Origin of the sequence: Paraburkholderia kirstenboschensis, assembly GCF_904848585.1 — a bacterium.
GTDB lineage: Bacteria > Pseudomonadota > Gammaproteobacteria > Burkholderiales > Burkholderiaceae > Paraburkholderia > Paraburkholderia kirstenboschensis.
The window spans coordinates 1-689 of the sequence record NZ_CAJHCR010000090.1 but is presented as its reverse complement, the minus strand read 5'-3'; the positions used below and the strand labels follow the sequence as shown (position 1 = coordinate 689).

General features: G+C 60.1%; 1 pseudogene. It reads left to right on the top strand.

What is annotated here, in order from left to right:
* Window positions 1-38: 38 nt before the first annotated feature.
* Window positions 39-689: pseudogene (locus tag JMY24_RS38145) on the top strand (hypothetical protein); the annotation flags it as partial.

Below are 689 nucleotides of genomic sequence, written 5' to 3'. Positions count from 1 at the left end.
GCGCTTAGTGCGGCTGCAAAGCCGATGAAAGATAGTTGATGAAAGTTCAATACGGAGAAGATGTGGCGAATCACTCTGGCCCCGAGTCATGCGGCGTGCATCGTGAGGTGCAGGTCGAAGCGTTGACAGGGGAAACCGACAGGCCAGCCATTGAGCCGCGAAATAATTACTTCGGGATGCCGACGCTGTTAAGCGAAGCGGAAGGCAATACGGGACACGACGCTAATCGCAAGCCGTGTGCTGGTCCCGCGCGGTCGGAGACCCTGTGCATGTCGGGAAGTCTTTCATACGGAAGCAGCGAGATCTCATCGGTGTCCGGCGCGGTTGGGCCGGACGGGACTGGGAAGGTCAATGACCGTAAGCCAGTCATCGACGCCGGTGAGAAGTCGGATACGCCCATATTACCGAAGAAGTTGCCGAACAAAGGAGATGATCCAGCGGAGGCAATGGAGGGAAGGGGTGTAACCAGAGGGAGCGCCGACGGGAACCCCGCGTGCCGGACTCAGAGCCGGGATAAACGCGCGTCGATGGGACTCGAAGGCGTACGGGAAGCCGCAAGGCGGGACCGGAAGTTGCGTTTCACGGCATTGTTGCATCACGTCACACCGTCGCTGCTGGTGGAGAGCTTCCATGCTCTGCGCAAGCAGGCGGCGGCTGGTGTGGACGGCGTGACGTGGCGCGACTATGAG